We start from the raw sequence: 24,023 nt of genomic DNA, 5'->3' as shown, positions 1-24,023 counted from the left end.
GACCTCCACTGCAAGTGAAGGAGCAAGATATGAAGAAATTGCTGGGTATTGTAGCTGTCGGCGCAGCCGTGGCGCTCGCGGGCTGCCAGAAGACCGACAACGGTCAGCACACTGACACTGCTAAGGGCACTTCCGTAGCGTCCATGAGCGAGCAGGAAAAAGCATCGTATGCATTGGGCGTGCTGATGGCGGATAACCTGAAGACTGAGCTGCCGACCATTCAGCTGAACTCGTTCACTGCGGGTCTGAACGATGCCTACAACGGTCATTCTGGGCTGAGCGCTGAGGACAGCAAGACAACGTTCATCAACTTCCAGCACAAAACCTATCAGGAAACGGTCGACCGTAACCTGAAAGACGGTCAGGCCTTCGCGGATAAATTCGCCAAGGAAGACGGCGCTAAGAAAACCGACACAGGCATTGCCTACAAAGTGCTGGCATCTGGTGACGCCAATGGTCCGCAGCCGACCGATTCCAGCAACGTCGAAGTGACCTACGAAGGTCGCCATATCGACGGCAAAGTCTTCGATTCCAGCAAGGAACCGGTTGCGTTCAACATGTCCCAGGTCATCCCGGGCTGGCGTGAAGTGGTCAAGCAGATGCACGTTGGCGATGAATGGGAAGCCGTCATTCCGGCCAACAAGGCTTATGGCGAACAGGGCACGGGTGAAGGCACCATCGGTCCGAACGAAACGCTGGTCTTCAAGATTAAGCTGCTCAAAGTGGCTGATAACGCCCAGCACTGATGGCGTCACGGCGTGTACCACAACCGCTTCCTTCGGGAGGCGGTTTTTTTATGGGTGATGAGCAGTTCATTTGGATTATCCACAGTGAGAAGGAGGAAACAGCCTGTGGATAATTTTGTGGAATTCCCGTGGGAGAGCAGGGGGAAAGCTTGGTATATCTGCCCCGGTGTTGACCGGGGACAGTAATATCAAGATAAAGCGTTATCTATATCTTGTTGAATGTAAGCGCTATTTTTACACCCGTCGAGGCAAAAAGTGCTCGCGGAACAAAATCCTCAAGTTATGCACAAGCGTAGAATGAACCGCTTGTCAACTGTGGACAGTGCTCTTCAAAAGGTGTAGGGAGGCCACAACGGGCTGGCAGTGCTCGGTAATGTCGTACCAAGCACCCACGGACCGCTGGCCTGGCAGGTGCTCAATCAGCGACAGGCGCCACTGGGCATCCGGGAACTGGCACGGCACGGGTATACCTTCTGCGTGGAAGGCCTGGCCGGAAGGACTACGGGCCAGAATGATGCGGTGGGTATCCCGCGATAGGCCATGCCGCGTCATGACCAGCTCGAAACGGGCATCTGCCGGTGCTTCCGGTGCCGTCACCAGCAGCGACAGCTGCGAGCTGCCGCTTTCCTGTAGCCGGATCGACACAGGATTGTGACGCCCCAGCGAGGTGGTGCAGGTGGTCTGGGTCGGCGAGCAAGGCTCGAACGCGGTATACCACGTGACGCTGCGCAGGCCCGCGCCATTGTTGTAGTAGCTTGCCAGATACGCAACGGCCACCACGATCGTCAGTAGCGTCAGCAGGGTCAGGCCGTTCAGCAAGCGAGAGCGCAGGGGTTTGCTGCTGCGCTTCTCTTGAACGCTATCGGTGGCGGCGTGAGGCATGGCGTGCTCCGACTGGAATGAATCAGGATTCGCGGCGGTAGATCAGATCCCACACGCCGTGACCCAGACGTTCACCGCGTGTTTCGAACTTGGTCTGCGGGCGGAAGTCAGGGCGCGGAACGTAGTCGCCTTCCTCAGCGGTGTTGGCAAAGCCCGGCGCATCGCGCATCACTTCCACCATGTATTCCGCATACGGTTCCCAGTCGGTGGCCATATGGAACGTGCCGCCTGGGGTGAGGATACGGCGAATCTTTTCAGCGAACGGCAGCTGTACGATGCGGCGCTTGTGGTGTTTCTTCTTCGGCCACGGATCGGGGAAGAACAGCTGTACGGTGTCGATGCTTTCCGCTTCCAGCCCTTCATCCAGCACGCGAATCGCATCCTCGCGGCAGACGCGTACGTTGGTCAGGCCCGCCTTGTCGAGTTCATCAAGCAGCTTGCCGACGCCTGGTGCATGCACTTCGATGCCGAGGAAGTCGGTGTCTGGGTTCTGACGTGCCTGTTCCAGCAGCGATGCGCCCATGCCGAAGCCGATTTCAACGACGCGACGGGCCTTGCGACCGAACAGAGCGTCGAGGTCAAGGCGCTCGCCTGCCTGCAGCGTGACGCCCAGGCGCGGATAGACGTCTTCCAGCCCGCGTGTCTGTGCGGTGGTCATGCGTCCTGCGCGCAGGACATAGCTTTTGATGCCACGGCGTGGGCGCGGCTGTTCGGAGGAGGTTTCGCGATCGGTCATGGTGTTCGTTACTGACGATAGGGCCGAACCGCAGTGGCGGATCAGGCGGCGTTTCTGAGGGCCGGTGCGCGGTGCGCGCCAGCGGATATGGCGCTTAGTGTACTGGCTGCGCCATGGGATATCGACCCCGACGGGTGATCGACGCGCACGGGATTTGCGTGAAGCCCTGCAAGCTGCCTACGATGAGCGCTGATAAGCCTGTCGGTGATGGGTGAAGGACAAGGAGAATCCGATGAACGGCGACGGCCGATTCTATCGACTGCTGGTGGTGCTGACGGCCCTCAGCGGTGCCAGCGTTATCATGCTAGGCGCATGGGGAGCGCATTGGCTCGATAGCCCTCAACAGCATGTGTTCGACACGGCGCTGCGCTATCAGGCCTGGCATACGCTGGCGCTCGTGGCAGTGCTGATGCCCATGACCGATGCCCGCTGGCAGCGGCTGCGCAGTGTGTGTGGTCTATGGTGGCTCGGTATGGTGCTGTTCAGCGGTTCGCTGTATGTGATGGTGCTGACGGGATGGCGCGTCGGATGGGTGACGCCGTGCGGTGGTCTGTTGTTGATGGCAGGGTGGCTGTGGTTGGCACGCCAGTGGTGGTGTCTGATCGGTGACAGGAGGACGGCAGCATGATGGTGCGGCTTCAACGCTGGGGATATGGCATCGCGCTTGGCCTGTTGATCGGCTGTCTTTCTGGCTGTTCGCTGTGGCGTACCGAGTCCGAAGAGGTGCGGCAGCGCGATGCCGTGCAGCGGTTGGGCGTCGATGCCGTAACGCAGCTGTTCGCTACCGTGCCGCCTATGACGCTGGCGCCGGGCGATATGGTGTTGGTGGCACGGCCGGATATTGCCCCTGTTGTAGTGAAGCTGCCGGTCGACGCGCAGGTAGATGGCCCTCGGCTGCGCAATGCGCTGGTACGCGCCATCCTGCAGACTAAGGGTATGCCGCAGGTCGTGGGCTGGGCACCGCGAGACGAAGAGGTCGAGCTGGCATCACCGTTGTGGCGTCTGAACAGCCGCTTCAGTGCTTTTCCACCGATCTCACTGTCCGATCGCCAGATATTCCCGTATTTGCTGACGCTATCCCTACAGCGCCCCGACCAACCTGAGCATGCGATCACCCTGTCTGGGGCGTTCGACAGCCAGGCTTTGGGGCCACAGGTTCGTCACGATTCGCTGTTCTCTGTGGAATAACGGTAAAGAATGCGCACTGACATCTGACTGTCATCTTGATTCTGTATCTCGTAGAGAAGGCCGCACCTGTGCGGCCTTCTTTTGCATGATCGGCACTACTGCTTTATCGCCACTACGATGGATCATCGAATCAGGGAGCAAGAGTCATATGATGTCAAAATGGGCTGTAATGGCGCTGGCGCTGGCGGTAAGCGGACCCGCTCTGGCACAGGAACCGCCAAGAAATGGGCCGGTATTGGTGTACGCTCATCGCGGGGCCAGTGCGCTGCGCCCCGAGCACACGCTGGCGGCCTATGTGCTGGCGATTCGTGACGGCGCGGACGTGGTCGAACCCGATCTGGTCTCGACGCGTGATGGTGCATTGGTGGCGCGGCATGAAAACGAAATCGGCAGTACCACCGATGTGGCACAGCATCCTGAATTCGCCAGCCGCAGAACGACGAAGGTTATTGATGGCCAACGGATAACGGGCTGGTTTACCGAAGACTTCACGCTGGCTGAACTGAAGACCCTGCGCGCCCGCGAGCGCTTGCCGGAGTTGCGCGGTACGCGCTGGGATGGTCAGTTTCAGCTGGTCACGCTGGACGAGATCATCGACTTCGTTGCGGCTGAATCAGCGGCCGCACATCGCCCCATTGGCCTGATCCCTGAGATCAAGCACCCCAGCTATTTCCATTCCATCGGACTGCCGATGGAAGACAAGGTGCTGGCGACGTTACAAGCTCATGCGTATACACGGTCAGCCACGGTGACCATTCAGTCGTTTGAAACCGATAACCTGCGTTACCTGCGAGCGCGCATCGGTGACCGCCCCAATATTCGCCTGCTGCAGCTGCTGGATAACAGCGATACTGTGCTGCCCGATGCCACTGGTCCTGACAAGGGCAAGCGCTATGCCGAACTGGAGACGCCGCAAGGGCTGAAGGAGATCGCACGGTATGCCGATGCCATTGGTCCTGGGCTGGACAGCCTCATACCGCGTACAGCTGATGGCCGCCTGATGACACCTACCCCACTGATCCAGAATGCCCATGCCGCAGGACTGCGCGTCGAACCTTACACCTTCCGCCCTGAAAACAACTTCCTGCCCGTCGATTATCGCAAGGGTACGGCACCTGCCACGCGCAACGATGATGGGATGGTGGCTGTAGTGCATAAGTTTATGGATGCCGGTGTCGATGCGTTCTTCACCGATGACCCCGCACTGGGACGCCGTGCCGTGGATCAGCGCTGATCGTTCATCACCCCACTTGCTGCGCCATTGTGAGTGAGATGGCGCAGCATTCCTCATCCCGGCTTTCGCATGACATGAACTAATTGACCCCTGTCATGGTTGTGGCGCGGTGCTACGCTGTCTGCTTCGTTCGCGTATTAGGGGTAGCAAACCTGCGCTGTGGGCGGATCTGTCGTTATTCCGCTGAATCGAGAGGGAGAAGAGAATGGCGCGATTAAACAATAAGATATGCGTAGTGACCGGAGCGGCTCAAGGCATAGGTAAGGCCATTGCCACTGCTTTTCAGAATGAAGGGGCCACGGTCATTGTGACGGACATTGATGAGGCACTTGGGGCACGCACTGCCGTGGAAATTGGTGCGCGTTTTGAAAAGCTGGACGTGCGTAGCGAGGCTGACTGGCAGCATCTGGAAAAAGCGATGCCCGTTGTCGATGTCGTCGTCAACAATGCTGGTATAACGGGGTTTGAAAGTGGTGCCGTAGCGCACGATCCCGAACATGCCCGTCTTGAAGACTGGCATGCCGTACATCAGGTGAACCTTGATGGCACATTCCTGGGTTGCCGTTATGCCATTCGTGCGATGAAGCAGGCGGGTGCCGGCTCGATCATCAATATCTCATCGCGCTCAGGGTTGGTGGGCATTCCTTTGGCAGCGGCCTATGCCTCTTCCAAAGCGGCTGTTCGAAACCACAGTAAGAGCGTGGCCCTCTACTGTGCGCAGCAAGGCTGGACGATAAGGTGCAATTCTATTCACCCTGCCGCCATTCTGACTCCCATGTGGGAACCTATGCTGGGCACCGGCCCTGAGCGCGAGTTGCGCATGAAGGCTTTGGTCGCCGATACGCCACTTAAACGGTTCGGTTCGCCGGAAGAAGTGGCAGCTGTTGCCGTGATGCTTGCTTCGGATGAGGCAGCCTATATGACCGGTACCGAGATCAATATCGATGGTGGATTGCTAGCGGGGTCAGCAGCTACGCCGAAATGAGTGATCCATGTGGTGAATGCCGCGATGTAGGTGCGTTTATGGTGCTGAAGAATCTCTTCAGCATGGCATGCGCAGCGGGCCTGATATCGGAGGGAGGTTATCTCTTCTGGTTCAATTGTGGGCGGCAGTTTGCCTGTCCCACTGACGTAGCCCGATGGCTTCGATGATATGGGCCTGCGTCACCTGATCTTGTCCGGCAAGATCGGCCAGCGTGCGTGCCACGCGCAGTACGCGGTGGTAGGCGCGTGCGGACAGTTTGAGGCGAGTCATGGTGTCGGTGGCCCACTGGCGCTGATGGGTATCAAGTCGACAGGCATCGTCGATCAGGCGCGGTGCCAGTTGAGCGTTGAGTGCACCGCGATGCTGCTGACGCTGTCGGGCTGCCATCACGCGTTCCTTTATCGTGGCCGAGGGTTCGTTGGTGCATGTCGTGTTCATCGCGCTGAGCGGCAAGGCGGGCACCTGAATTTGCAGGTCGATGCGGTCGAGCAGTGGACCTGAGATATGGTGGCGATAGCGGCTGATCTGATGCGGCGTGCAGCGGCAGCGTTGCAGCGAGTCGCCATGGTGGCCGCACGGGCAGGGGTTCATGGCGGCCACCAGCTGACAGCGAGCGGGGTAGCGCTGAGTGTGCGCCACGCGCGATACCACAACGTGACCCGATTCGAGCGGTTCGCGCAGTACCTCTAGCACGCGCCGCTCGAACTCGGGTAATTCATCCAGAAACAGGATGCCTTGATGCGCCAGCGATATCTCACCGGGATCGGCGCGGTTGCCACCGCCCAGCAGCGCGGCCTGCGTCGTTGTGTGGTGCGGGGCACGAAAGGGACGTTGTCCCCACTGCTGCAATGGTGGCTGCCCACTGATCGAACGTAGCGCCGCCACTTCGAGTGCTTCATGTATGTCCAGCGGTGGCAATAGGCCCGGCAAGCGGCTTGCCAGCATGGTTTTGCCTGCGCCGGGAGGACCGATCATCAGCAGGTGGTGGCCGCCCGCGGCGGCGATCTCCAGCGCACGGCGTGCTAGCGGTTGCCCATGCACGTCCGCCATGTCTGGCAGCTCGGTGGTGGCAAGGGGCAGTGGCTGGGGTATAACGGTCGGAAGTGGGTGGCGACGATTAAGGTGATCGACGATCTGGCGCAGGTGGTCAGCGGCCAGTAGCGTCAGATCGGGTGCCAGGGCGGCCTCGCGCGCATTCGCCGTGGGCACGATCAACGTGTGGCCCGCTTTCGCGGCGGCCATTGCGGCGGGCAGAACACCGCGCACGGGGCGCAGATGACCGTCAAGCGCCAGCTCTCCCAGACATTCGATCTGCGAAAGTGGTTCTGCATCTAACTGGCCGGAGGCCGTCAACAGAGCCAGTGCGATAGGTAGGTCAAAGCGGCCACCCTGCTTGGGCAGGTCGGCGGGGGCAAGATTGAGAGTGATGCGGCGAGCAGGAAATTCGAAGCCTGACGTCAGCAGTGCACTGCGTACACGCTCGCGGCTTTCCTTTACGGTTGTTTCGGGAAGACCGACGATGCAGAGCCCCGGCAGCCCATTGGACAGATGGACTTCGACACAGACTCGTGGTGCGGTCAGACCGACACCCGCTCGGCTTTGCAGAATCGCCAGCGCCATGGTGATCTCCTTTGAATGCCTATGTGGCAAAGGCTATGGCGGCAGCGGTGTCAGGAAGTTGAGAGGGGGAGAGCATTCTCAAAGCATGCACCATTGTCACGCCCCGTTTTGGAGCATGACAATGAGTGTGCGCTTATGTGGTGCAGATCAGGCGTCGCGTAGCGCTTCTTCGCCCGGATGTTCGTTATCTGCGCTGCTGCGCTGTGCATCCAGCTGCTTCTCAAGCACGTCGATGCGGCGCTCCAGCATTTCCAGACGGTTGCGGGTGCGTTCGAGTACGCTCTGCGTGATGTCGAACTCTTCGCGCGACACCAGGTCCATACGATCGAAGGCGCTGCGCATGGCACCGTGCATGCTCTGCTTGACGCTGTCGGGAACGGCACTGAACTGTGACAGTTTTTCGCTGAACTGGCCGAAAAACTGGTTGAAGATATCATTGTTACGAGGCATGGCATCCTCCTGATCCGGGATGTCGAGAAGGCGAGGCGTCATGTGCACATGAGGCGGAAAGTGTGCCGCGCTCGGTGTCCATGCGTCTCCTGAATGATTACAGTGTATCGTGCTGGGGCACAAGTGCTACTTCCGAATCGTGAAAAGCCAATGCGCTTATGTCGCTTTTCGATCATTCCCCCGAACGGAATTGGCATGTATCCTGCCTGCCCATATAGTTAACTATGCCAACCTGCAGTGACGCAGTGCCTGTTCTTCCGCTTCGGCAGCCCTGCCGCATGCCACGGGACCGACAACTCCTAGCCCTGCATGACGACGTACAGGCCGCTCTTCCAACAACAGACAACATCTGCACCGAGGTTTTCTATCATGAAATTGGTATCTGCGATCATCAAACCGTTCAAGCTCGACGATGTACGCGAAGCACTGTCGGACATCGGCGTTCAAGGTATTACCGTGACAGAAGTCAAGGGCTTCGGTCGTCAGAAGGGCCACACCGAGCTGTACCGCGGTGCAGAATATGTCGTCGATTTCCTGCCGAAGGTTAAGCTGGAAGCGGCCGTTGACGACAACATGGTCGATCAGGTTGTCGATGCCATCACGTCCGTCGCCAACACGGGCAAGATCGGCGATGGCAAGATCTTCGTGTCGCCGTTGGAGCAGGTTATCCGTATCCGTACGGGCGAAACTGGCCCCGACGCTGTGTAAGCGCCTTCTTGGCGGGCACCTTGTATCGATGTGAGGCGGGGTGCCATCTTGCCTTTCGGTGTTCCGGCCGTTTACCTTTTCTGCTGACGCTTCCCTTGCTGCCAGAACCGGACACCACCATGCTGCTCGACACGCTCAATATCATTGCCGTTAGCGCCGAGGCGACGACGGCCGCATTGATTGCCAACCGCTATCGCATGGACTGGTTCGGAGTTGCCGTGATCGGTGCCGTTGCCGGCCTAGGTGGCGGTACGTTGCGTGATGTTCTCCTCAATCATCATCCCCTGACATGGGTGAAAGACCCATGGTTATTGCTGCTGACGACCGTATTCGCCCTGATCGGGGCGGCGATGGCGGCGCGCATGCAGAAGTTGCGTCACCTGTTTCTAGCGCTGGATGCGATGGGGCTGGTGGTGTTCACGGTAGGGGGCTGCAACGTGGCCTACGAGCTGCATCAATCAATGGCGGTATGCGTGATTGCGGGGATGGTGACCGGTTGTGCGGGAGGCGTGATCCGCGATGTGATGTGTAACGTCGTGCCGCTGCTGTTCCAGCAGGAACTGTACGCTAGCGTGTCGGCGGCCGTGGCCTGTGTCTACCTCTATTGCTTTGAGACCCTTCAAATGCCGCAGATGAGCGCGGTTAGCTTGGCCATGATTACGGGCTTCCTGCTGCGTGGTCTTGCCCTGCGCTATAACTGGCGCATGCCCACCTTTTCCGCCAGCTGAGACGAACCGCATGTCTCTATTGGTATCCTGCGAGGCATGCGGTGAATGTCGATCACATCGCTTTTGGCGTCACCCCATCAGATGATGATGGGATAGGCGCGCTGTACGGCGCGGCTGACCACTGACGCTACGATTACCTTGATGATATCGCCTCCAATGAAGGCGCATGCCGCGAAGGCGGCCGCTTGTAGCGTCATTCCCGTGCTGTAGGACAGCCAGACAATGCCAATCGGATAACTGATGACGAGCGCCCCGAACAGATTGCTGGCGATGCGGTAGACCAGACCAGCATTGCCGTGGCGGCGCTGGATCAGCCAACCGACGACGGCCGCGACGATGATCCATGAGAAGACAAACCCACCTGCCGGGGCAAGCAACTGTGCTATCCCGCCGCGTCCGCCGGATAGCAGTGGCAGCCCTATCGCGACCAATGCGATGAACAGCACGATCGACAGCGCGCCGCGCCAAGCGCCGATAATGCTACCGGCCAGCAGGGGAGCGATCGACTGCACGACGATGGGTACGCCAAACGGCAGAGCGATCGGTGGAAAGATGGCGGTGGCGGCGCTGATGGCCGCAAACAGTGCAATGTAGACGAGGTCGCGTGTCGTCATATCGTTGATTTCCGTCGTAGTGGATGCAGAAGGCTTGGGTTGAAAGCAGGGCCTCAAGAAGCGATGGTGCGAAGCAGGTTCAGCCCTGGCGAGCGTCGATGGCGTCGGCGATATCGTCCGCCATCTTCAACGTGCGAACGATCACGGGGATGGCTGTTGCCAGCAGACTGAACTCGAGTCCGCGTGCTTTTTGGGCGGCCCGCACTTCATGTGTGACCTCAATGATGACCGGCAGAAAGCGCAGTGCCAGCGAAATCGTCAGGCTGATCCTTTCGGGGTTCACGCCGATGAAGCGCAGGCCAGACAAGACGCGTGTCAGGGCGTCGATGGTGGCGGTCGTGCGCGTCGTCAGTGTGATCAGGTTCGCCAGTACTAGCAAGGCAGCGAGGCGTGCGGAAGAGGTGACGGCCGTCTGCCAACCCTGTGCCCACCATTGGAATGCGGTCAGCAGCACAAGCAGCCATGCCAGTGCCCGCAGTTGGCGTACCAGCACCGATAAGGGCAGGTGTGCCAGCGGGTATAGCAGCGTGATGCCTGCCAGTACGGCCAGCATCGGGCGCCAGTCGCTCAAATGGAAGAGTCCAATACCTGCGGCACACAGCAGGAACAGTTTCAGCCCGGCGGGAAGGCGGTGGATCAGGCTGTGGCCTGCGCTGTACAACCCTGTCATGCCATCTGCTCGGTATAGAACGGCAGCGCGATACCCGGTGGCGCGTCGATGGCCACTTTGCCCTGATCAAGCACAATCACGCGCTCCATATGCTGCATCAGTTCCAAATCATGCGAAACAACAATCGCGCGCTGTTCCAGCTGGTCGATCACCTCAGTGATGCGGCGGCGATTGCGCAGGTCGAGCAGCGTCGTTGGCTCATCAAGCACCAGCCACTGTGGTGACATCACTAGAATGCCTGATAGGGCCACCAGCTGTTTCTGACCACCGCTCAAATGATGAATAGGGGTATCGCGAAAGGCTTGTAGATCATGCCGGGTCAGCACTTCATCAATCAGCTCGTCAATGCGCGCCTTGGGCACCTTCTGGTGGCGCAGGCCAAAGGCCAGATCTTCCGCTACGGTCGGCAGTACGATCTGGCTGTCGGGGTTCTGGAACACCAGCCCGACTCGGCGCCGTACCAGCCGTGCCTGCGTGCGCGTGTCCAGTTCGTCGACTGTGATGCGGCCTTCCGTGGGCACAAGCAGCCCGTTCAATAGGCGTGACAGCGTGCTTTTGCCTGACCCATTGCTGCCCACGATGCCAATCCTGCGCTCCGTCAGTTCAAGCGACAGACCGTTGATGACCGGGTGATTTCGATAGTGATAATGGACATTGTCGAAGCGAATCATGCCTAGCATCCTGTCATCGTGGAAAATGGGCCACACTGAAAGCCCGTACTGTTGAAGGTAGCGCGGCGAAGAGTGGGTGAAGGGAAGAGCGCTGGGCGGCGTCGGCACAGGGTATCCAAAAAGCCCGAGTGATTCGATACGACAGCCGTGTTGGTTTGATCGTTTCTTTGGGAATGCCGACATACAAAGCGATGGGCAGTGTCGCTGCCGGTCGGTATGCTGGCCTTTTTCTCAGCGAACGTTTATGCCATGCCGCAGCGCGCTATTGTACATCGTTTTGGCCCACCACAGGATGTGGTCACGCTCGAACCTTACGTCCCGCCTGACCTCCAGTCGCACGAAGTGCGTGTGCGCATGCTGGCCTCTCCCATCAATCCTTCCGATCTGGTCACCATTGCCGGTCAGTACCGTATGCGTATTCCCCTGCCTTTCCTGCCCGGGTTTGAAGGGGTGGGGTACGTGGAGGCGGTCGGCTCTAATGTACGGCACCTTGCCCTCGGCGAGCGCGTGCTTCCTGTCGGCAGCGCTGGCATGTGGCAGTCATTCAAGACCGTTGCGGGCGAGTGGTGCATGCCCGTTCGGGATTATCTCAGCGACATCGAAGCCGCCACCAGTTTCGTGAACCCCGTCACCGCATGGCTGATGCTGTTCGTCGAAGGGCGGCTGGTGCCGGGCATGCGGCTCTTCATCAGCGGGGCCGGTTCGGCGATCGGACGTATTCTGATCCGGATGGCCAATCATATTGGTGTCGCACCGCTGATCAGTACGCGCCGAGCGGCGTCACTGCAGCCAGCGTATGAAGGCCTACAAGTCGCACATCATCTGATCGAAGAAGATGACGACTACGAGTGCCAGCGTCAGGCGTATCTGCGAGACATGGACATCGTGCTGGACTGCGTAGGGGGAAACGAGGGCATCTGCTGGAAGGCGGGTCTGAAACAGGGCGGGCTTTACATGCACTATGGGCTGCTGTCAGGGCAGGCACTGCCGCTGCCGTTCTGGCAGCAGCGACAGGACGTGCGTTATATCGACTTTCACATGCGTCGGTGGTTGCACAGTGCGTCGCCCGTGGCGCGTCGTGAGGTGTTCGAACGTGTCATGGCGTGGGTCAGTCAGGGCATTGCACGTACCGACCACTGGCACGAATGCGCGTTCGAGACGCTGCCTCAGCAGCTTTTGCACATGGCCAGTGGCGAGTCTTTGAAGAAGAGGATCCTGCTGTTTAATTAGTGCAGTGCTGTAGCCGTGCGTGTCCGCCGTGCGGTTGCGTGGTCGGCATCGCTTATCGTTATGATCACTTATCAAGTGTGGAGCTGAATACCCACAGTTCGACGCCGTTCTCAAGCACCTTCACATGGCTGCCACTGAAGAAGCTGTATTGGAGAATGTTGACGATAAAGCGTTCCTTGGTCGTTCCGCAGTCTTCGGCGATCTCATGCTTGTTCTGCGTGACCAGCTTGCGCTGCACTTCGAAGCTTTCTGGCGTCAGGCAGGCCAGAGAGCCCTGAGGAAGGAACCAGTTTTCGGCGGCCTGCGCCAGCGGTGCCATGGACAGTAACGCCGTCAGTGCCAGCCCTTTACAAAGCGCATTCGTTTTCATGGTGTGGCCCATAGATCATTGAAGGAAATGACTCTTCTACGGTTGATCGGACATTCAGGCCAGTTCTTGAGCAAAACCTGCCACGCTTTCGCAGGCTCCTTGCTGTGAAGCGAATAAATATACGCACCTTCATATACATGAAAGGCAGCCCTCATGGGCTGCCTTTTGCGCACTATGCAATCTCTTACGGATTACTGGCTGACGAACGCACGTTCTATGACGTAGTCGCCCTGTTCACCCATGCGCGGTGAAATCTTCAAGCCGCATTCATTCAGTACTTCTGACGTTTCCGCCAGCATCGCCGGGCTGCCGCAGATCATTGCGCGGTCGTGTTCGGGGTCAATCTTCGGCAGGCCGATGTCTTCGAACAGTTTGCCCGAGCGAATGTGATCGGTCAGACGTCCCATGGTGTGGAACTCTTCACGCGTCACCGTCGGGTAGTAAATCAGCTTGTCGCGGACATCTTCGCCCAGATACTCGTGCTCAGGCAGTTCCTTTTCGATGAAGTCCTTGTAGGCCAGCTCGCTGACTTCGCGGACACCGTGCACCAGAATCACTTTCTCGAAGCGTTCATAGGTTTCCGGGTCCTGAATCAGGCTAATGAACGGTGCCAGTCCCGTGCCGGTAGACAGTAGGTAGAGGTAGCGACCAGGGCGCAGGTCGTCCAGCACCAGCGTGCCGGTCGGCTTGCGGCTGATCAGAACGTCATCGCCCACTTTGAGGTGCTGGAGGCGCGACGTCAGCGGGCCATTTTGCACCTTGATCGAGAAGAATTCGAGCTCGTCTGCGTAGTGGGGGCTGGCAATCGAATACGCGCGCACCAGCGGCTTGCCATCCACTTCCAGGCCGATCATGACGAACTGGCCGCTCTTGAAGCGCAGACTGCGATCACGCGTGGCGGTAAAGCTGAAGAGGGTGTCGTTCCAGTGGTGAACGCTCAGCACTTTCTCGGTCGAAAACTTGCTGCTCACTTGCCTTGGCTCCTGCGCCGTCAGGGGCGCGCTCGGTCTATGCGGTGGACCTTCACTGCGAGAGGAAGGGTCGGGAATATTGACAGGATTATAACCGATCAGTGCTGGCGAGTGAGCAAATTGAGTGTAATGCAAGGAATTGTCGGCACGGTGTCGGGCGCTCATTCAATACCTTGTTTTTAGTGTGACTATCCCTTTTGGTGCGTCCTGTCATGGGCGCAACCTTCTGTATTGGCGGGCATTGACTGTTCGTTGCTCCATTGTGGTGCCATTCGTGAGCCCGGCGTGCAGATCATGCGTCCAAACGGTGAGTGTGGTGGGAGCAGGACGTGATAGAGATGCCATGATGACCGCCATTCGTGGCGAGCGGTAGGTCGTCATCATGCTTAGTAATATGAAATGAAAGGAATTTTTAAGGTTGGAACGGTTATTGCATACGGGAAGATAACGAAGTCGCACCTTCTTTGAGCGCATGCTTTGTGCCGCAGCGGGTCGATGTCTCTTGTTATGGATAAGTGGGGGTATCTGCAATGCGTACACGTACTGTTCTGACCGCAATGGGTATCGCAATGGCGGGCATGCTGGCAACACAGTTCAGCCATGCCGGCACGCTGGAAAACGTGAAGAAACGCGGCGAGCTGCGCTGTGGCGTTAGCGATGGGCTGGCGGGCTTCTCGGCCCCCGATGCTAAAGGTCGCTGGCAGGGTATAGATACTGAAATGTGCCGTGCCGTTGCCACCGCCGTGTTCGGCAACCCTGAAAAGGTAACCTTCGTACCGCTGCCGAACAGCGAACGCTTCACGGCTCTGCAGTCGGGTGAAGTGGACATGCTGAGCCGCAACACGACGTGGTCGGCATCGCGCGACAACAGCATGGGCCTGAGTTTCCCGGGCGGCGTACTGTTCTACGACGGTCAGGGGTTCCTTGTGCACAAGGATGCCGGTGTCACATCGCCCAAAGAGCTGGATGGCGCGACGGTCTGTACGCAGTCCGGCAGTACCAGCGAAATGAACATGGCTGACTTTTTCGCCAGCCATAACCTTCACTATCAGGCGGTGACGTTCGAAAGCCCGGCGCAGCTGCTGGCCGCCTTCGAAGGCAGCCGTTGCGACTCGATCAGCATTGACAGTTCTCAGCTGGCCGCGCTGCGCAGTCAGCTCAAAGATCCTAATAGCGGTGTAATTTTGCCGGAAATGATTTCCAAGGAACCGCTGGCCCCGATGGTACGCCGTGGCGACGAAGCATGGGGCAAGGTCGTCAGCTGGGCGCTGTATGCCATGCTGAATGCTGAAGAAATGGGCATCACCAGCAAGAACGTTGATGCGCTGACGGCGGCGCCTAAATCGCCCGATATGGCGCGTCTGCTTGGCAAAGACGGTGACTTCGGCAAGCAGCTGGGGCTGTCCAACGACTGGGCACACAATATCGTGAAGAACGTTGGTAACTACGGCGAAATCTTCGACCGTACCGTCGGTGAACACTCTCCTCTCAAACTGGCACGTGGCAAAAACGCACTGTGGAACGCCGGTGGCTTCCAGTATGCACCGCCCGTGCGTTAAGGCCTTTCTTCAGGCCGGCTAGAGCCTGAGGGCTTCTGTACTAACAACGCTGCCCCGGCGCTCGGGGCAGCTTCCGTAGGTACCCTGTGGCGGCGAGTGATGATTGCCGTATCAGGGGGGGGGCGTGATGTGCCGAGTCGGCAGCGGTGATCGACACCCTGTCGTTGAATGAAAGGAAAGTGAACGCCATGCTGCGACCTTCTACGACCATTCCTCCGCGCGAGCACGGTCCGCTTTGGCGAGACCCTCGTGTTCGGGCGTTCGTCCTCCAGGCAGTGATGCTGCTGGTGGCCGTCGTGCTCGTCATTCTACTGGCGAACAACACCCTGTCGAACCTCGCGGCTCAAGGGGTCACGACGGGGTTCAACTACCTGAGCCAGCGCTCAGGGTTCGGTATCTCTCAGACACTGGTCGACTACAGTGTCAACAGCACCTATGCCGATGCGTTCACGGTCGGCCTGCTGAATACGCTGCTGGTGGCGGGGCTGTCCATCGTGACCTGTACGCTGCTCGGGCTACTGGTCGGGATGGCGCGCCTGTCCTCCAACTGGCTGCTGTCACGCTGTGCGACTGTTTATATCGAGATCTTCCGTAATATCCCGATGCTGTTGCAGCTGCTGTTCTGGTCGGCGCTGATGATGAGCGTTCTGCCGGAGTTCAAGAAGAGCTACTCGCTGTGGGGTGTCGCCTTCCTTAATAAGAAAGGACTGGTGCTGCCGTGGGTCGAGTTCTCTTCCAGCACTTGGCCGCTGTGGCTGGCGCTGGCACTTGGGCTGGTCGCCATGCTGGTGATGCGCAACATCAACCAGTATCGCGTACGTCGAGGTAAAGACGGCTGGCCGGTGCGCTGGTTGACGCTGGCCTTGATCGTGCTGCCGCCGCTGGTGACCTTCTTCTGTTCGGGCATTCATGCGTCACTGAGCCTGCCAAAACTGACCGCGTTCAGTTCTCGCGGTGGGATTCATCTAATTCCCGAGCTAGTGGTGCTGTGGTTGACACTGACGCTGTATGCCGCGGCGTTTGTAGCGGAAGCCGTGCGCTCTGGGCTGGCATCTGTTCCCAACGGCCAGCGTGAAGCGGCAACGTCGCTGTGTCTGCCGGGCGGACTGACCATGCGCAAGATCGTGCTGCCGCAGGCCATGCGCGTCATCATTCCGCAGCTGGCCAGCCAGTACCTCAACGTGATCAAGAACTCATCGCTTGGGATCGCTATCGGCTATCCCGACCTGTTCGCCGTCTACGGCATCACGACCCTCAACCAGACCGGGCAGGCACTTGAGATCATGGCGACCACGATGGCGGTCTACTTGGCACTGAGTCTGTTGGTATCGCTGTTGATGAACCTGATCAACGCGCGTATGGCTTTGAAGGAGCGTTGAGCGATGACCCGCACTATAGAAAACTCCGTTACCGACACGCATATCGTACGCGACGAGCCGATTGCACCGCGTCCGGCACCCGCTGCGGAAACCGGCGTGGGCAAATGGTTGCGTACGCGGCTGTTTTCCTCACCGATCAACAGCGTGATCACGTTGGTGCTGCTGTACCTGGTGGTGCGCAGCGTCTGGGCCGTCTTCAGCTGGGCGCTTCTCAACGCCAGCTGGCTGGGTGACAGCAGCGCTGCCTGTACGGCAGGCGGTGCCTGTTGGCCTTTCGTGACCTCACGTATTGGGCAACTGGTCTATGGCTTCTACCCAGAAGCGGAGCGCTGGCGCGTTGCAGTGGCCTTCGCTATCTGGCTGCTCAGCGTGGTGTGGATTCTGGTACCGCGGATGCCGAAGCGCTTGCTGGTGCTGCCGTTCGCCTTGATCGGCATGCCGATCATCAACCTGATCCTGCTACGCGGTGGCGTGTTCGGACTGGAATCCGTACTGACTCGCCAGTGGGGCGGTCTGATGCTGACGCTGACGGTTGCCACGATCGGCATGCTGTTCGCCATCCCGTTAGGGGTACTGTTGGCGCTGGGACGTCAGTCGAAGATGCCGTTGGTCCACGGTTTCTGCGTGGTCTTCATCGAGCTGTGGCGCGGTATTCCCATGATCACCGTGCTGTTTACGGCCTCCACTATCTTCCCGCTGTTTATGCCGCACGGCAGTGCCGAAGGCGACAAACTGCTGCGGGCGCTGATCGGGATCGTGATGTTCTGGAGCGCCTACTTTGCGGAAGTCGTGCGTGCTGGATTACAGGCCGTGCCCAATGGGCAGGTTGAGGCGGGTAAGGCGCTGTGTCTGGGCTACTGGAAGCGTAACGCGCTGATCGTGCTGCCGCAGGCGCTGAAGCTGGTAATTCCGGGGCTGGTCAGTACTGCCATCCAGCTGTTCAAAGACACCTCTCTGGTCACGATCATCGGGCTATTCGATTTTCTCGGCGTCATCAAGGCCGGGCTGACCGATTCAGCATGGATGGGCTATGCCGCTGAAGGGTATGCCTTTGCCGCCTTGATCTATTGGATCTTCTGTTTCTCGATGTCGCGCTACAGCCTCTGGCTCGAACGGCGCGTCGATACGGGGCGCCGCTGATTGCGCGGACGTCCGCATTACCAAGGAGTTGATGTCATGACTACTGCCACTGCCATTCGTCAGGAAACGACCGCCCCCATCATCGAGATCGAGCGTCTTAACAAGTGGTACGGGGATTTCCACGTGCTGCGCGATATCGACCTGACCGTTGAGAAAGGTGAACGTATCGTCATCTGCGGGCCGTCTGGCTCGGGTAAGTCGACCATGATTCGCTGCATCAACCATTTGGAAGAGCACCAGATGGGACGGATCACGGTCGATGGAATCACCATGACCCGCGACGTGAAGTGCATCGAACAGATTCGCCATCGTGTAGGGATGGTGTTCCAGCATTTCAATCTTTTCCCGCACCTGACCGTGCTTGAAAACTGCTGCCTAGCACCGATGTGGGTGCAGAAGAAATCGCGCCGTGAAGCGGAAGACATCGCGATGCGCTACCTCGAACGCGTCAAGATTGCCCATCAGGCTAACAAGTACCCCGGCCAGATGTCCGGCGGCCAGCAGCAGCGTGTCGCCATTGCGCGCTCACTGTGCATGCATCCCGACGTTATGTTGTTTGACGAACCGACCTCCGCACTTGACCCCGAAATGGTCAAGGAAGTGCTGGACGTCATGATCGAACTGGCGGAAGAGGGCATGACCATGCTGTGCGTTACCCACGAAATGGGCTTTGCGCGTACTGTGGCTGACCGTGTCATCTTTATGGATGAAGGGCAGATCGTCGAAGAAGCGCCGCCGGAAGAGTTCTTCGGTAACCCACGCTCAGCGCGTGCCAAGACGTTCTTGGAGCAGATTGTCGGACACTAGCGAGTGATGTGAATATGTGTCTCCGGCCCCGCGCGGGGATTTTAGTGATAGCGGAGAGTCAGGCGAGCCGCCTTGAAACTGATGCCTGATTAGATTGACGTGGAGGGGCGGCAGTTTGGTTCTAACCGTTTGGATGCTTTCGTCCCACTCTATCTTGCGGATTCTTGAGGCCAATCCATGACTTTTATCAATACTCCGTGAGAATCCGTGACCTTTGGTTGGCAAGATGTGCACTGTAGGCCTACGCCCAACATTGCTCCTAAGCTTTATTCGCTCTGCTCAGTGCTTGTCTTGATCAGCGATGCTGGGTGTCAGTCCCTGACATCGGGCCAACAAAAAACGCGACCTTTTGGTCGCGTTCTTGGTCAGTTTTCATAACACCATTGTGATCAGGTAGATCACGATGGCTCCTCCGCTCAGCAAGGCCGCTATATGCTTTCCTTTGCGCCGGATTAGGAATGCGGCAATGAATTGGCAGATAAGTGCTGCAGCCAAAAATATCGCCCCTATCAAAAGGCGATCATCACCCGAAGCATCGTGTATGGGCACGGCCGTAGAGTCTTCTTCTAAAACCCAGTCATAACTACGACCCAGAAAGCACATGAACACAGTCATGAGAAACACGCTGCAGGCATAAATCGCTTGTAGCAGGGTGTAGGTCAGTATTCTAAAGGTTTTGAGTATTTGCATGTGCGGGCTACTGGATCAGTTGATTTAAGTGTTGCCATTTTTTGATGATGTTGTCGCCGTAGCTGGTATCTCTCATCACCGCTTGCATAGAGATGTCCATACCACGGTTATAACGTGCCCCGATCACGCGCACTTCTTCCAGCCCAACGGTTTGGTAGCCGTCATGATCTGCAAGTTGCCTCAAATGCCGAGCCGCTAGATCAATATTGTAGGAATCTCTTTCTAGGCATTGGGAAAGCTCCCAGAACTGATCTTGGCTCATTGTCGATGGATCTAGTCCAAGGGTTCTAGCCGCAGTGCGCAGCTGTACGCTGACCCAGCCGAAGGAGGTTTTCTCGGGAGGTGAAAGCCATCCGAACATGTAATTGTTTTCGAATGCTCTGACCCTGAACGCTGTGCCATCAATGAAGTCAGGCATGCCACCAGCTTCTGCCCAGCATGTGCCAGCGACAAGCTCTGGAGGCAGGTTGTATCGTGCTGCTGCCGCTTTGATAGCTTGCCTGTTATGTATAACGAAAGCGTCTTTGTAGTCGCGAAGGCGCTGTCGTCCTTCCCCCCAAGATTCAGGAAATACCTTCCACATAGTGGCATCGAAAACTGTCCAGTTGGGACTGCTTGATGCGGTATTGCTTGGGCAAAACTCGGACATGGTATCCCTTTTCCATTTTATTCATTGATATACCATGATTTTACCACGCGATTGTGGAGATGGTAGGGATACAAAAACGCGACCGGAAGGTCTCGTTCTTGGTCGGCTCTGCAGTTTTGGGCCTAATCGTGAGTTTTATAGTTATTACCATGATAAAGACAGAAGTCCATAGGAGTTGTATTCCTCCTGATATAAGCGTTTCTTTCTAAAAAACGGCGGGACAGCCCCGTTTCGAGTAGGATCAATGTTGCGCTTTTTTCTTGCTTGCTTATACCTGGCTTCTCACCGCGTTTTTTCGTGTGGGGAGTAGGTAAGGTATGTTTGAATCAAATCGAAGTGTACAGGCGAGTTTAGGAAGCCTTACAAGGTAATTAAAAGGCTAGGAGCCGATAGGTGTTGTATTGTGAAAAAAGGTATTGATCACAAACTATTGGCCGTAAATAATATATTGAACGTTCTAACGGTCCGTTAAAGGTTTTGGGCGCAGAAATGACAAAGCATCGCCCACGCAATCCGTTGCTCGACACCGATGCTTAAAAAACTCTAGTGTAGGAATGTCAATGAACTTTTTGAAGATAGTACTGACTGCTGCTTTGTTTATTGCAGCGCCCGCATGGGCTGGGGGTATGACTGGGCCTCAAAAGAATGCCGTTAGATCCGCGAAGGAGTATCTCAGTACGATGAGCTTCTCGCGGGACGGACTTATTGATCAACTCTCATCAGATGCGGGGGAAGGTTACGATATCTCTGACGCTACTGTGGCAGTGGACAGCTTAGACATTGATTGGAATCAGCAGGCGGCGAAATCTGCGAAGGAGTATCTCAGTACAATGGGCTTCTCGTGCAAAGGCCTCATTGAACAACTTTCCTCAAGTGCTGGAGAGCAATACACCGTTGAGCAAGCAACCTACGGAGCAAAACGGGCTGGTGGCTGCTAAAAAACGGTATGGTTCAAACGATGGTTACACTCCATCAGCCGACGTTGTCTGACGGCCAACGTCATCCTGGTCAGGGTAGGCTCAATTAGCAACTTGCTCCTCCTTTTAGAGCCTCTCGTGTAATGCGTCGGCATCGTTGTGGGGCTTTTCATATTCGGTTGCAGAGTCGTCATCGCCTAGATCATTGAGCTTCCGGTAACGTCAATGTGAAGCGAGAAAGGTATTACCTTTCTCGCTTTTTCTATGTGCGGGTTATCTGTCCAGGCTACTCGCCTGTCGGTATCTGGCAGATATCGCCGAGGCTTCTTGTCAGCGCTATGCGGTGCTCGTTGTCCAGTGTGGATTGGCGGGCCATGCGCTGTGCGGTTCGGCTGACCGTTTCGGCACAGTCGTTTTGATGTCGCAGCGGTTCGATTCTGGCGAGGGCTTCAAGTTGGTTGTCTTGCAGGGTGTCGAGTTGGTGTCTCAGCTCATTCAGCGAGATGCGTTGTGTCGGCGGTACCTTGCCTTCGCGGTGCCAACGGTCCAGCAGTTGGTACTGGATCAGGCGGTTGGCTTCCATCTGGCCGAGCTGGAAAAGAGCCGCATCGTCAGGCTGTAGCTGATAGCGGTGGGCTTTGTGGCGGACGGATTCGAGCAGCTGCTGTTCTCTGGCAGGATCGAAGACAGGGGTATGGCCGTTCCATTTGCCAAGCGCGACCTGATCGGCAATGGCATTGCGTTCGATGATGCTTTGGATGAGCGGTTCAAGCGCGGAGGATTGGGATGCCGCTGAAGAAGGGCTAGACGCGTGTGCGGCAGGCAGTGCGAAGAGTACGGCAGCGAGGGGCAATAGCGAAGAACGGAGGGTCATGGTCATATTCATCTGTAGCGTGATCCAAACGTCACAGTAGAATGACCAGACGCGGTCTTTAATGTTTCATTAAGAAACAAGAAAGACCGCGTCTGATGAACGACTAGGTGCGATTACTGACCGTTGACAGTGACGCAAGTCGTACCGAAGAACGGGTAGAAACCTTCGGTGTGGTAGTCCACAGAAGAAACTGTAGAGATGCCACCCGCTTTTTTAGCCTGAGCGATAGAAGCATCACCCTGGTTAACCAGACCCAGGATAGTTTTGGCACATGCAGTACCGTTTTTGGCGCCAGTCGGCAGAGTCGTTACAGTGATCGGACCCTTAACGTCTGTGACCAGACCAGTACCTACCGGAGACAGGCCGCCTGCACAACCAGACAGAGAAACCAGTACAGCCGCTGCAATCATCCCTTTCTTGAACATGTTTTATGTTCCTTATATCGTGTTAGTAGAACCGCGATGTGAGTTGCTATTGCAAGATACAATGCCTTACCACATTCGGCAAGAAACATACGAAAAAGGTAGGCATAGCACTTGTGCGTTGCTTCTGAAATATAGCCCGTATCCTGCGGCCTGCCATGACACATTCATGGAACACGCTGGAAAATAACGATCATTTTGCTATATGGCCTTTCCCCGCAACGCCTTGCTACACGGTACTTGCCGCATGAGAAGGCTGTGCTTTGCCTGTAAGTAACCTTATCCATACCGTTGTGCTTATTTCCATAATCCCATGTGGAGGCCATTCCTCTTTACGGTATGATATTGCCCTGCAAATGAAGCCTTAATAATTATTATTAGCCGTTGGCAGTATGTACTTATTGAAAATATCATGCGAATAACGTGCAGACCGGTCTTATTACCGCGATGGAACCTCGCGCGCAGCTTCTTAAATATGCCTAATGGCAGGGATGACGTCATGAAAGACACCATAAGAACAGGGGAGGTGCTTTGTGCAGCCTCGCTATAAATACCCGCGCACCTTTCATTTGCCGTGGAGCGAATGCGTGCACGGTGACGACAAGCTAATCGACACGCTGGCGGCCTTCGAAGGTCAGGACGTGGTCGTGACGGAAAAGATGGATGGGGAGAATACCTCGCTGTACAGCGATGGCATGCATGCGCGTTCCATCGACAGTCCCGGCAATTTCACACGCAGCTGGTGTCAGCGATTGCAGGCCACATTGGCACCGGACATTCCGGCGGGCTATGTGTTCAATGGCGAGAACGTGGGCTGGCGTCACAGCATCCACTATCAGCACCTGGAAGGGTTCTTTTATCTGTTCGCTATTTGGGACGATCAGGGTTACCGGCTGTCGTTCGATGAACTGAATGAGTGGGCGCAGGTACTGGATGTTCCACTGCCTCGCGTACTGTACCGTGGTGTTTTCGACGAAAAGGTACTTCGTCAGCTGGCACGGAGCATCACGCAGCATAATGAGCGCCACACGCGTGGTGAGGTTTCGGACGCCGATCGCATGGAAGGCTACGTAGTATCGCTGACGCGTCGCGTACACCGCGAGGACTTTGCGCAGAGTACGGCCAAGTTCGTCATCAAGGATCACCTTCAGCCGAATAAAGGGGATCAGGTCGAACACTGGCTGAAGCATACGGCTCCTAATGCGCTGCGGGCAGGGGCGGCTATGCGTCCGGCATGGATGTCGTGAGGGTGAAATCTTGGGTGCGGGCGTATACCACTGCCCGTCCTTATTCTGAAATGAGGCCGCTACGATGATCGACGCTCTGTTGAGGCAGTACCCACGGGCGATGGTGTGGGCGTTTGGGGATTCGCCGACCATGGCCGATGAACTGGCAGCGCTGGTCATTGAGGGCTGCAAGACGGCAAGTTGCTGTGCGCTGGACGGCCTGCCTGACGAAGAGCGACCTGTCGTAGGGGGCTTCAACATCATTTTGGATGGTCAGGGGCGCCCTGTTTGCGTTACACGCACGACGGCACTGCGCACGGTACCTTTCGATGAAGTGTCGGTCGAGCTGGCTTACAAGGAAGGCGAGGGCGATCGCACGCTTGTCCACTGGCAGCGTGAGCATCGGGCCTTCTTCGAGCGGGAAGGCTGCTTTTCGGCGCAGATGCTGCTGTTGTTTGAAGAATTCGAGTGCATAGACATCATAGCGTCACACTGACCACCCTCCTCTATAAAGCACGGCATCCTTTGCCTGTGCCGCCGACATAACATCTATAACG

At 57.2% G+C, this 24,023-nt stretch carries 28 protein-coding genes; 15 read left to right on the top strand and 13 right to left on the bottom strand.

The window, feature by feature from the left end; all coding sequences use genetic code 11:
* The first annotated feature begins 29 nt into the window (after nt 1-29).
* On the top strand, nt 30-746 hold the full coding sequence (locus ACMHYW_RS12435; RefSeq protein ID WP_414500189.1) for an FKBP-type peptidyl-prolyl cis-trans isomerase: 717 nt from the start codon (nt 30-32) through the stop codon (nt 744-746).
* Nucleotides 747-1,055: 309 nt separating this feature from the next.
* Here the strand turns inward: ACMHYW_RS12435 and ACMHYW_RS12430 are convergent, their stop codons facing one another.
* Nucleotides 1,056-1,628, bottom strand: a complete 573-nt coding sequence (locus tag ACMHYW_RS12430; protein ID WP_414500188.1) for a hypothetical protein — start codon at nt 1,626-1,628, stop codon at nt 1,056-1,058.
* Between the two features lie 22 nt (nt 1,629-1,650).
* A complete protein-coding gene (trmB, locus tag ACMHYW_RS12425) occupies nt 1,651-2,364 on the bottom strand; it encodes a tRNA (guanosine(46)-N7)-methyltransferase TrmB (RefSeq protein WP_414500187.1) in 714 nt (237 codons plus the stop codon).
* Nucleotides 2,365-2,596: 232 nt separating this feature from the next.
* On the opposite strand from trmB, the gene ACMHYW_RS12420 reads away from it, so the two are divergent.
* From ACMHYW_RS12420 to ACMHYW_RS12405, 4 genes are all read left to right on the top strand, one after another.
* Nucleotides 2,597-2,992: a DUF423 domain-containing protein gene (locus tag ACMHYW_RS12420; protein WP_414500186.1), complete on the top strand. Its 396-nt coding sequence runs from the start codon at nt 2,597-2,599 to the stop codon at nt 2,990-2,992.
* Entirely contained in the window at nt 2,989-3,552 is a 564-nt protein-coding gene (locus tag ACMHYW_RS12415; protein WP_414500185.1) for a hypothetical protein, read from the top strand. Before ACMHYW_RS12420 ends, ACMHYW_RS12415 begins: the two co-directional genes overlap by 4 nt.
* A gap of 148 nt (nt 3,553-3,700) precedes the next feature.
* On the top strand, nt 3,701-4,786 hold the full coding sequence (locus ACMHYW_RS12410; protein WP_414500184.1) for a glycerophosphodiester phosphodiesterase: 1,086 nt from the start codon (nt 3,701-3,703) through the stop codon (nt 4,784-4,786).
* Between the two features lie 205 nt (nt 4,787-4,991).
* Nucleotides 4,992-5,771 (top strand): SDR family oxidoreductase, encoded by a 780-nt coding sequence (locus ACMHYW_RS12405; RefSeq protein ID WP_414500183.1) that lies wholly within the window; start codon nt 4,992-4,994, stop codon nt 5,769-5,771.
* Nucleotides 5,772-5,882: 111 nt separating this feature from the next.
* On the opposite strand, the gene ACMHYW_RS12400 is transcribed toward ACMHYW_RS12405, so the two are convergent.
* Together ACMHYW_RS12400 and ACMHYW_RS12395 are read right to left on the bottom strand one after the other, a co-directional pair.
* Complete coding sequence (locus ACMHYW_RS12400; RefSeq protein WP_414500182.1) at nt 5,883-7,391, bottom strand: YifB family Mg chelatase-like AAA ATPase; 1,509 nt, start codon at nt 7,389-7,391, stop codon at nt 5,883-5,885.
* Nucleotides 7,392-7,538: 147 nt separating this feature from the next.
* On the bottom strand, nt 7,539-7,841 hold the full coding sequence (locus tag ACMHYW_RS12395) for an accessory factor UbiK family protein (protein WP_414500181.1): 303 nt from the start codon (nt 7,839-7,841) through the stop codon (nt 7,539-7,541).
* Between the two features lie 369 nt (nt 7,842-8,210).
* Between ACMHYW_RS12395 and glnK the strand changes: the two genes are divergently transcribed.
* Together glnK and ACMHYW_RS12385 are read left to right on the top strand one after the other, a co-directional pair.
* Nucleotides 8,211-8,549 carry a P-II family nitrogen regulator gene (gene glnK, locus ACMHYW_RS12390; RefSeq protein ID WP_027705181.1) on the top strand — a complete coding sequence of 113 codons (339 nt, stop codon included), beginning with the start codon at nt 8,211-8,213 and terminating at the stop codon, nt 8,547-8,549.
* 119 nt (nt 8,550-8,668) lie between these two features.
* Nucleotides 8,669-9,277, top strand: a complete 609-nt coding sequence (locus ACMHYW_RS12385) for a trimeric intracellular cation channel family protein (protein ID WP_027705182.1) — start codon at nt 8,669-8,671, stop codon at nt 9,275-9,277.
* Between the two features lie 77 nt (nt 9,278-9,354).
* Here the strand turns inward: ACMHYW_RS12385 and ACMHYW_RS12380 are convergent, their stop codons facing one another.
* The 3 genes from ACMHYW_RS12380 to ACMHYW_RS12370 form a co-directional block, all read right to left on the bottom strand.
* On the bottom strand, nt 9,355-9,891 hold the full coding sequence (locus ACMHYW_RS12380) for a biotin transporter BioY (protein WP_414500180.1): 537 nt from the start codon (nt 9,889-9,891) through the stop codon (nt 9,355-9,357).
* A gap of 79 nt (nt 9,892-9,970) precedes the next feature.
* The gene (locus ACMHYW_RS12375) at nt 9,971-10,561 is read right to left on the bottom strand and encodes an energy-coupling factor transporter transmembrane component T family protein (protein WP_414500179.1); all 591 of its coding nucleotides are present in this window, start codon (nt 10,559-10,561) and stop codon (nt 9,971-9,973) included.
* Nucleotides 10,558-11,232, bottom strand: coding sequence for an energy-coupling factor ABC transporter ATP-binding protein (locus tag ACMHYW_RS12370; RefSeq protein ID WP_414500178.1), 675 nt, complete (start codon nt 11,230-11,232; stop codon nt 10,558-10,560). The genes ACMHYW_RS12375 and ACMHYW_RS12370 overlap by 4 nt, the downstream gene beginning before the upstream one ends.
* 249 nt (nt 11,233-11,481) lie before the next feature.
* On the opposite strand from ACMHYW_RS12370, the gene ACMHYW_RS12365 reads away from it, so the two are divergent.
* Nucleotides 11,482-12,462, top strand: coding sequence for a zinc-dependent alcohol dehydrogenase family protein (locus tag ACMHYW_RS12365; RefSeq protein WP_414500177.1), 981 nt, complete (start codon nt 11,482-11,484; stop codon nt 12,460-12,462).
* A gap of 64 nt (nt 12,463-12,526) precedes the next feature.
* Here the strand turns inward: ACMHYW_RS12365 and ACMHYW_RS12360 are convergent, their stop codons facing one another.
* Together ACMHYW_RS12360 and ACMHYW_RS12355 are read right to left on the bottom strand one after the other, a co-directional pair.
* A complete protein-coding gene (locus ACMHYW_RS12360; protein ID WP_145984529.1) occupies nt 12,527-12,832 on the bottom strand; it encodes a hypothetical protein in 306 nt (101 codons plus the stop codon).
* A gap of 191 nt (nt 12,833-13,023) precedes the next feature.
* Nucleotides 13,024-13,803 (bottom strand): ferredoxin--NADP reductase, encoded by a 780-nt coding sequence (locus tag ACMHYW_RS12355; protein WP_414500176.1) that lies wholly within the window; start codon nt 13,801-13,803, stop codon nt 13,024-13,026.
* Nucleotides 13,804-14,333: 530 nt separating this feature from the next.
* On the opposite strand from ACMHYW_RS12355, the gene ACMHYW_RS12350 reads away from it, so the two are divergent.
* From ACMHYW_RS12350 to ACMHYW_RS12335, 4 genes are all read left to right on the top strand, one after another.
* The gene (locus ACMHYW_RS12350; RefSeq protein ID WP_414500175.1) at nt 14,334-15,362 is read left to right on the top strand and encodes an amino acid ABC transporter substrate-binding protein; all 1,029 of its coding nucleotides are present in this window, start codon (nt 14,334-14,336) and stop codon (nt 15,360-15,362) included.
* 188 nt (nt 15,363-15,550) lie between these two features.
* Nucleotides 15,551-16,741 (top strand): amino acid ABC transporter permease, encoded by a 1,191-nt coding sequence (locus ACMHYW_RS12345; RefSeq protein WP_414500174.1) that lies wholly within the window; start codon nt 15,551-15,553, stop codon nt 16,739-16,741.
* Between the two features lie 3 nt (nt 16,742-16,744).
* Nucleotides 16,745-17,881, top strand: coding sequence for an amino acid ABC transporter permease (locus ACMHYW_RS12340; RefSeq protein ID WP_414500173.1), 1,137 nt, complete (start codon nt 16,745-16,747; stop codon nt 17,879-17,881).
* Between the two features lie 36 nt (nt 17,882-17,917).
* On the top strand, nt 17,918-18,688 hold the full coding sequence (locus ACMHYW_RS12335; protein WP_414500172.1) for an amino acid ABC transporter ATP-binding protein: 771 nt from the start codon (nt 17,918-17,920) through the stop codon (nt 18,686-18,688).
* Between the two features lie 372 nt (nt 18,689-19,060).
* Here ACMHYW_RS12335 and ACMHYW_RS12330 read toward each other — a convergent pair whose 3' ends face one another.
* Both ACMHYW_RS12330 and ACMHYW_RS12325 read right to left on the bottom strand, forming a co-directional pair.
* Nucleotides 19,061-19,378 (bottom strand): hypothetical protein, encoded by a 318-nt coding sequence (locus ACMHYW_RS12330; RefSeq protein WP_414500171.1) that lies wholly within the window; start codon nt 19,376-19,378, stop codon nt 19,061-19,063.
* A gap of 7 nt (nt 19,379-19,385) precedes the next feature.
* Complete coding sequence (locus ACMHYW_RS12325; RefSeq protein ID WP_414500170.1) at nt 19,386-20,027, bottom strand: hypothetical protein; 642 nt, start codon at nt 20,025-20,027, stop codon at nt 19,386-19,388.
* A gap of 560 nt (nt 20,028-20,587) precedes the next feature.
* Between ACMHYW_RS12325 and ACMHYW_RS12320 the strand changes: the two genes are divergently transcribed.
* On the top strand, nt 20,588-20,965 hold the full coding sequence (locus ACMHYW_RS12320) for an Ltp family lipoprotein (protein WP_414500169.1): 378 nt from the start codon (nt 20,588-20,590) through the stop codon (nt 20,963-20,965).
* A gap of 265 nt (nt 20,966-21,230) precedes the next feature.
* Here the strand turns inward: ACMHYW_RS12320 and ACMHYW_RS12315 are convergent, their stop codons facing one another.
* Both ACMHYW_RS12315 and ACMHYW_RS12310 read right to left on the bottom strand, forming a co-directional pair.
* Complete coding sequence (locus ACMHYW_RS12315; protein WP_414500168.1) at nt 21,231-21,818, bottom strand: chorismate mutase; 588 nt, start codon at nt 21,816-21,818, stop codon at nt 21,231-21,233.
* Nucleotides 21,819-21,931: 113 nt separating this feature from the next.
* Nucleotides 21,932-22,243: a TRL-like family protein gene (locus tag ACMHYW_RS12310; RefSeq protein WP_414500167.1), complete on the bottom strand. Its 312-nt coding sequence runs from the start codon at nt 22,241-22,243 to the stop codon at nt 21,932-21,934.
* Nucleotides 22,244-22,773: 530 nt separating this feature from the next.
* Between ACMHYW_RS12310 and ACMHYW_RS12305 the strand changes: the two genes are divergently transcribed.
* Entirely contained in the window at nt 22,774-23,487 is a 714-nt protein-coding gene (locus ACMHYW_RS12305) for an RNA ligase family protein (protein WP_414500166.1), read from the top strand.
* A 64-nt stretch (nt 23,488-23,551) separates the two neighbouring features.
* Complete coding sequence (locus ACMHYW_RS12300; RefSeq protein WP_414500165.1) at nt 23,552-23,962, top strand: ASCH domain-containing protein; 411 nt, start codon at nt 23,552-23,554, stop codon at nt 23,960-23,962.
* Nucleotides 23,963-24,023 lie beyond the last annotated feature (61 nt).

The sequence above is a fragment of the Zymobacter sp. IVIA_12111.31 C1 genome (genome assembly GCF_047495495.1).
GTDB lineage: Bacteria > Pseudomonadota > Gammaproteobacteria > Pseudomonadales > Halomonadaceae > Zymobacter.
Note: the sequence above shows the minus strand (reverse complement) of the source record. Positions and strands in the feature narration are given on the sequence as shown.

What these genes read in the sequence shown, in the direction of transcription:
- ACMHYW_RS12435 (WP_414500189.1), top strand. Translation starts at nt 30, where the DNA reads ATGAAGAAATTGCTGGGTATTGTAGCTGTCGGCGCAGCCGTGGCGCTC.
- ACMHYW_RS12405 (WP_414500183.1), top strand. Translation starts at nt 4,992, where the DNA reads ATGGCGCGATTAAACAATAAGATATGCGTAGTGACCGGAGCGGCTCAA.
- ACMHYW_RS12335 (WP_414500172.1), top strand. Translation starts at nt 17,918, where the DNA reads ATGACTACTGCCACTGCCATTCGTCAGGAAACGACCGCCCCCATCATC.
- ACMHYW_RS12400 (WP_414500182.1), bottom strand. Translation starts at nt 7,391, where the DNA reads ATGGCGCTGGCGATTCTGCAAAGCCGAGCGGGTGTCGGTCTGACCGCA.
- ACMHYW_RS12345 (WP_414500174.1), top strand. Translation starts at nt 15,551, where the DNA reads ATGCTGCGACCTTCTACGACCATTCCTCCGCGCGAGCACGGTCCGCTT.
- ACMHYW_RS12430 (WP_414500188.1), bottom strand. Translation starts at nt 1,628, where the DNA reads ATGCCTCACGCCGCCACCGATAGCGTTCAAGAGAAGCGCAGCAGCAAA.
- ACMHYW_RS12365 (WP_414500177.1), top strand. Translation starts at nt 11,482, where the DNA reads ATGCCGCAGCGCGCTATTGTACATCGTTTTGGCCCACCACAGGATGTG.
- ACMHYW_RS12315 (WP_414500168.1), bottom strand. Translation starts at nt 21,818, where the DNA reads ATGACCCTCCGTTCTTCGCTATTGCCCCTCGCTGCCGTACTCTTCGCA.
- trmB (WP_414500187.1), bottom strand. Translation starts at nt 2,364, where the DNA reads ATGACCGATCGCGAAACCTCCTCCGAACAGCCGCGCCCACGCCGTGGC.
- ACMHYW_RS12320 (WP_414500169.1), top strand. Translation starts at nt 20,588, where the DNA reads ATGAACTTTTTGAAGATAGTACTGACTGCTGCTTTGTTTATTGCAGCG.
- ACMHYW_RS12360 (WP_145984529.1), bottom strand. Translation starts at nt 12,832, where the DNA reads ATGAAAACGAATGCGCTTTGTAAAGGGCTGGCACTGACGGCGTTACTG.
- ACMHYW_RS12340 (WP_414500173.1), top strand. Translation starts at nt 16,745, where the DNA reads ATGACCCGCACTATAGAAAACTCCGTTACCGACACGCATATCGTACGC.
- ACMHYW_RS12300 (WP_414500165.1), top strand. Translation starts at nt 23,552, where the DNA reads ATGATCGACGCTCTGTTGAGGCAGTACCCACGGGCGATGGTGTGGGCG.
- ACMHYW_RS12310 (WP_414500167.1), bottom strand. Translation starts at nt 22,243, where the DNA reads ATGTTCAAGAAAGGGATGATTGCAGCGGCTGTACTGGTTTCTCTGTCT.
- ACMHYW_RS12415 (WP_414500185.1), top strand. Translation starts at nt 2,989, where the DNA reads ATGATGGTGCGGCTTCAACGCTGGGGATATGGCATCGCGCTTGGCCTG.
- ACMHYW_RS12385 (WP_027705182.1), top strand. Translation starts at nt 8,669, where the DNA reads ATGCTGCTCGACACGCTCAATATCATTGCCGTTAGCGCCGAGGCGACG.
- ACMHYW_RS12420 (WP_414500186.1), top strand. Translation starts at nt 2,597, where the DNA reads ATGAACGGCGACGGCCGATTCTATCGACTGCTGGTGGTGCTGACGGCC.
- ACMHYW_RS12370 (WP_414500178.1), bottom strand. Translation starts at nt 11,232, where the DNA reads ATGATTCGCTTCGACAATGTCCATTATCACTATCGAAATCACCCGGTC.
- ACMHYW_RS12395 (WP_414500181.1), bottom strand. Translation starts at nt 7,841, where the DNA reads ATGCCTCGTAACAATGATATCTTCAACCAGTTTTTCGGCCAGTTCAGC.
- ACMHYW_RS12375 (WP_414500179.1), bottom strand. Translation starts at nt 10,561, where the DNA reads ATGACAGGGTTGTACAGCGCAGGCCACAGCCTGATCCACCGCCTTCCC.
- ACMHYW_RS12350 (WP_414500175.1), top strand. Translation starts at nt 14,334, where the DNA reads ATGCGTACACGTACTGTTCTGACCGCAATGGGTATCGCAATGGCGGGC.
- ACMHYW_RS12325 (WP_414500170.1), bottom strand. Translation starts at nt 20,027, where the DNA reads ATGTCCGAGTTTTGCCCAAGCAATACCGCATCAAGCAGTCCCAACTGG.
- ACMHYW_RS12330 (WP_414500171.1), bottom strand. Translation starts at nt 19,378, where the DNA reads ATGCAAATACTCAAAACCTTTAGAATACTGACCTACACCCTGCTACAA.
- ACMHYW_RS12380 (WP_414500180.1), bottom strand. Translation starts at nt 9,891, where the DNA reads ATGACGACACGCGACCTCGTCTACATTGCACTGTTTGCGGCCATCAGC.
- ACMHYW_RS12410 (WP_414500184.1), top strand. Translation starts at nt 3,701, where the DNA reads ATGATGTCAAAATGGGCTGTAATGGCGCTGGCGCTGGCGGTAAGCGGA.
- glnK (WP_027705181.1), top strand. Translation starts at nt 8,211, where the DNA reads ATGAAATTGGTATCTGCGATCATCAAACCGTTCAAGCTCGACGATGTA.